5 protein-coding genes are annotated in these 4,017 nt (G+C 45.8%); 1 reads left to right on the top strand and 4 read right to left on the bottom strand.

The window, feature by feature from the left end:
- On the bottom strand, nt 1-405 hold a 405-nt coding region (locus tag QZ158_RS07965; protein ID WP_293887416.1), incomplete at its 3' end, for a hypothetical protein.
- 236 nt (nt 406-641) lie between these two features.
- On the opposite strand from QZ158_RS07965, the gene QZ158_RS07960 reads away from it, so the two are divergent.
- On the top strand, nt 642-1,337 hold the full coding sequence (locus tag QZ158_RS07960) for a VIT family protein (protein ID WP_156676580.1): 696 nt from the start codon (nt 642-644) through the stop codon (nt 1,335-1,337).
- 62 nt (nt 1,338-1,399) lie between these two features.
- Here the strand turns inward: QZ158_RS07960 and QZ158_RS07955 are convergent, their stop codons facing one another.
- The 3 genes from QZ158_RS07955 to QZ158_RS07945 all read right to left on the bottom strand — a co-directional run.
- Nucleotides 1,400-1,939, bottom strand: coding sequence for an NADPH-dependent FMN reductase (locus tag QZ158_RS07955; protein WP_156676581.1), 540 nt, complete (start codon nt 1,937-1,939; stop codon nt 1,400-1,402).
- Nucleotides 1,940-2,086: 147 nt separating this feature from the next.
- A complete protein-coding gene (locus tag QZ158_RS07950; protein WP_293887412.1) occupies nt 2,087-2,938 on the bottom strand; it encodes a VOC family protein in 852 nt (283 codons plus the stop codon).
- A gap of 147 nt (nt 2,939-3,085) precedes the next feature.
- Nucleotides 3,086-4,017 (bottom strand): type I restriction-modification system subunit M (locus tag QZ158_RS07945; RefSeq protein WP_293887410.1); only part of this gene is annotated, 932 nt, incomplete at its 5' end.

Here is a 4,017-nt window from a genome sequence, read left to right as displayed (position 1 = left end):
CTTGAAGTAAGATTCTTGTTCAGATTTTGGCAACTTTTCTCCCAATTCATTGGCATGCTTCTTATAATTTTCAGCTAGTTTAGCATAAAGCGCCTTGATTTCTCCAAGCGTTTTCGCATTTTCAATTTCTTGATCTGTTACCAAAACAACTTCTGGAGCTGTTGCTTGAGCACCAGAGCCTGAAGTAGACTGACTAGAAGAGCTACTTGTATCATCTGTCAATTCAAATTTCTTTGATGAAGATGATTTCTTCTTAGATGAGGAAGACTTCTTAGAAGAAGATTTCTCCACCTTGCTTGAAGACTTCTCTGAAGAAGCCTTTGGTTTTGCAGTTTGATTTCCCGAACATGCGACCAAGGTCAAGACCGAGAGAAGGGTAATACCGCTTGCGACTAATTTTTTCATGGTTGACTCCTATTCATAATTCATTTATAGAATTATATCTAAAATTATTTCGATTGTCAAAGCATTATAATATCTTAGTTCCTTCTGCTGGCGCTATATTTTTCAAGATGAGATAGAACTTCTACCATCCATGACCATTTCTTAAATTGTCGGACTTTTATCATTTGAGATAAAAGACTTGCAAACTTAGCTGTATTTAATTATAATCATTCTAAATAAGCTGCAAGGAGACAAGTATGACTGAAACAAAACACGGGGTTGATGCCTCTTTTAACGACCGCTTAAATATCTTACGGGCTGGAGTGCTCGGTGCCAATGATGGCATTATCTCAATCGCTGGAGTTGTCATTGGGGTTGCCAGTGCGACCAGCAACCTCTGGATCATCTTCCTATCCGGCCTTTCTGCTATTCTGGCTGGCGCCTTCTCTATGGCGGGTGGTGAATATGTGTCTGTATCGACCCAAAAGGATACAGAAGAAGCCGCTGTGAGCCGAGAACAAGCCCTTCTGGACCGCGATCCAAAAGCTGCACGCGACTCCCTCTATGCTGCCTATATTCAAAATGGAGAATGTGAAACAGCTGCTCAAATCATGACCGAGCGGGCCTTTCTCAAACACCCTCTCAAGGCCTTGGTGGAAGAAAAGTATGGCCTGGAGTTTGAAGAGTTTACCAACCCATGGCATGCGGCTATCTCTAGCTTCGTTGCCTTTGTCCTCGGATCTCTTCCTCCTATGCTGTCCATTCTTCTCTTTCCCAAAGAAATCCGAATCCCCGCAACGGTGATCATCGTAGCCCTTTCCCTTCTCTTTACTGGCTACACCAGTGCCAAGCTCGGAAAAGCCCCTACCAAGCAAGCCATGATTCGTAACTTGGTCATTGGACTACTTACCATGGGTGTTACCTATCTCTTCGGACAATTGTTTAGTATTTAAAAATAGAGTGGGACAGAAATCGAATTCTAACGAATGACCGATTTCTGTCCCACTCTATTTTATTATGCTTCCAATAAAGCTTGGGCTTGTTTTTCCAATCCTGCGACTGCTTCATCTGTCAAGACCAATTCACCTGTTGCCCAGGCTTCTGGGTTAACGGTTGTTCCTGTGAAGTCTCCCACTACTTGGGTACGAACGAATGGTAAGAGGGCTTGGTAGGCTGCAAACATTGGCTCGTGTCCTGCATTAGCGACTGAAGATACTGTTACGATCTTATCTTGAAGGGCAGATGGGCCACTAGTTTCTGATAGGTCAAGGGCACGGCTGAGCCAGTCAATCAAGTTTTTCACTACACCTGGAATGGCAAAGTTATAGACTGGTGAGAAGATCCAGATGGCATCTGCCGCAAGGACTGCATCACGCGCCGCTTGCACTGCTGGCAAAGTCGGTGTTTCCAAATCTTGGTTCATCATTGGGATGTCCTTGTAGTCCAAGTAAGTCACAGTTGCTTTTCCTTCAAGAAGGCTTTCTGCTTTCTGAGCCATTTGGTGGTTGAAAGATCCTTGACGAAGAGATCCGACGATAAATAAAATGTTTTTCATAGATGTTTCCTCTTTCTGTTGTAAGTTTATTTATTACAAGTACTATTGTACACGACTCAGATGTAATGTCAAGAATTACATCTCGAAATATCACTAATTTTTACTATTTTTGCTTTTCCTCTCAAAAATCCAATTTTATAAAGCTTTCTAACCCTTTCTGACACGGGTCACAATCCCATCTGGGTCTGTGAACTCGAGCTCACTAGAGGTCAACCAGGTGACAGGTGCCTCCTGCTCTTTTGCTCGCTCTGCGATGGCAACCAGGTCTTCTTTCTTTTCTACGTGGACGACGTAATAGGCTAGGCCAGGAAGCTGGGCTTCACGTTTGGCCAAGTGCTTACCACCCCACTCATTGACTGCCAGGTGATGATGGTAGTTTCCAGAAGCGATCCAGCTGGCTGATGGAATAGTAAACTTATCTGACAGGTCTAGCACCTTCTGATAAAAGGCTGACGCTGCTTGGCTATCTCTCACAGAGAGGTGGATATGCCCCATGCGGGTATCGGACGCTATCTGGAAGGGCTCTACCTTGCGGCCCATTTCATAGATCTCTTGGGCAGAGAGCTCCTCCGTCACACCGATGATACGACCATCCTCACGGATATCCCACTCCGCCACTGGCTTATCCCGGTAGAGCTCAATACCGTTGCCCTCTGGATCTTCAAGATAGAGAGCTTCGCTGTAGCCATGGTCCGCAGCTCCGTCAAAGGGAACATTCAACTCAGCCATATGCTTGAAGACATCCGCCAAGTCCTCCCGACTAGGTAGGAGAATGGCCATGTGATAGAGACCGTAGCTAGCCTTAACAGACTCAGTCCGATCCGTTTGGATCAGGTGGACCAAGGGCTTGCCTCCAGCCCCAAGAAGGACTTTTTCCTCAGTCTGAGACAAAATCTCCAAACCCAGAATCTGGGTGTAAAAAGCGGTCTGACGGGCCAGATCCTTCACATTGAGGACTGCTTCTGCCAAATATATCTTGCTATTGTAGGCGTAGGTCATAGGTGTCTCCTTTTCGGTTTAGTTATGTTGTAATTTTTTATATTACATCATTATACGCTCTTTTTCCAAGGAAGCAAGAAAAACAACTCGACAGAAAACCCTCCTTAGAAAACTAAGGAGGGAATTGACTGTTAAATGTATTAAGAACTACCCCTTAAACTCTTGGACAAATTTCTTGAGTTCGGCATCGGCTTCTGGTGTCGTTCCATGAAGCTGGCTAAGCATATCTAGAAGAGAAGCTGTCTGGGTCTCAATCGTCGTGTTGGTTTGGTTGATCTTGGCCACGATCTCTGTCAGTGGCTCCACTTCTTCTTCCTCAAAGGTGTCCACATAGCGTGGGATATTGAGGTTGTAGTCATTCTCGACGATTTCCTCAAAGCTAGCCAGATGGGCAAACTTATCCATGTCCTCTCTGCTCTTATAGGCCTTGAGGATCTTCTCGATATGGGCATCCGTCATAATATTTTGGTTCTTGCCCTTGTCAAATTCCTTAGAAGCATCGATAAAGTAAACGTCCCGATTGGTCCGGTTCTTCTTGAGAATGATGACCGTCGTTGGGATGCTAGTATTAAAGAAGATATTGGCAGGAAGACCGATCACGGTATCAATGGCTCCTTCTTCCAGCAAGGCCTTGCGAATGGTTCCTTCAGCATTGCCTCGGAAAAGGACCCCGTGAGGAAGGACGATGGCCATGACTCCCTTGTCCTGCTTGAGGTGGTAATAACCGTGCAAGAGAAAGGCAAAGTCTGCCTTGGACTGAGGAGCGAGCTTACCAAATGGGGAGAAGCGAGGATCTTGAAGGAAGCCGGAGCTTGCAGACCACTTAGCTGAGTATGGTGGGTTCATAAGGACCCCATCAAAGTTGGTCGGCTCTTGGGTCGGCCAGTCTTCGTCCAACGTATCCGCATTGTGCAAGAACTGGTTTTCCACCGGAACCCCGTGTAGGATCATGTTCATCCGAGCCAGGTTATAGGTAGAGGTATTGAGCTCCTGACCAAAGTACTGGACCGTTTGAGGCTGGTGGGAATACTTCTTGGCATTGAGCAAGAGGGAGCCTGATCCCATGGTGGCATCGTAGA

It is taken from the genome of Streptococcus sp. A12 (genome assembly GCF_905372335.1).
In the GTDB taxonomy this organism is placed as follows: domain Bacteria; phylum Bacillota; class Bacilli; order Lactobacillales; family Streptococcaceae; genus Streptococcus.
This window is presented reverse-complemented; position numbering and strand designations above follow the sequence as displayed.

Coding starts and splice junctions, on each gene's coding strand:
- QZ158_RS07960 (WP_156676580.1), top strand. CDS start 642: ATGACTGAAACAAAACACGGGGTTGATGCCTCTTTTAACGACCGCTTA.
- QZ158_RS07955 (WP_156676581.1), bottom strand. CDS start 1,939: ATGAAAAACATTTTATTTATCGTCGGATCTCTTCGTCAAGGATCTTTC.
- QZ158_RS07950 (WP_293887412.1), bottom strand. CDS start 2,938: ATGACCTACGCCTACAATAGCAAGATATATTTGGCAGAAGCAGTCCTC.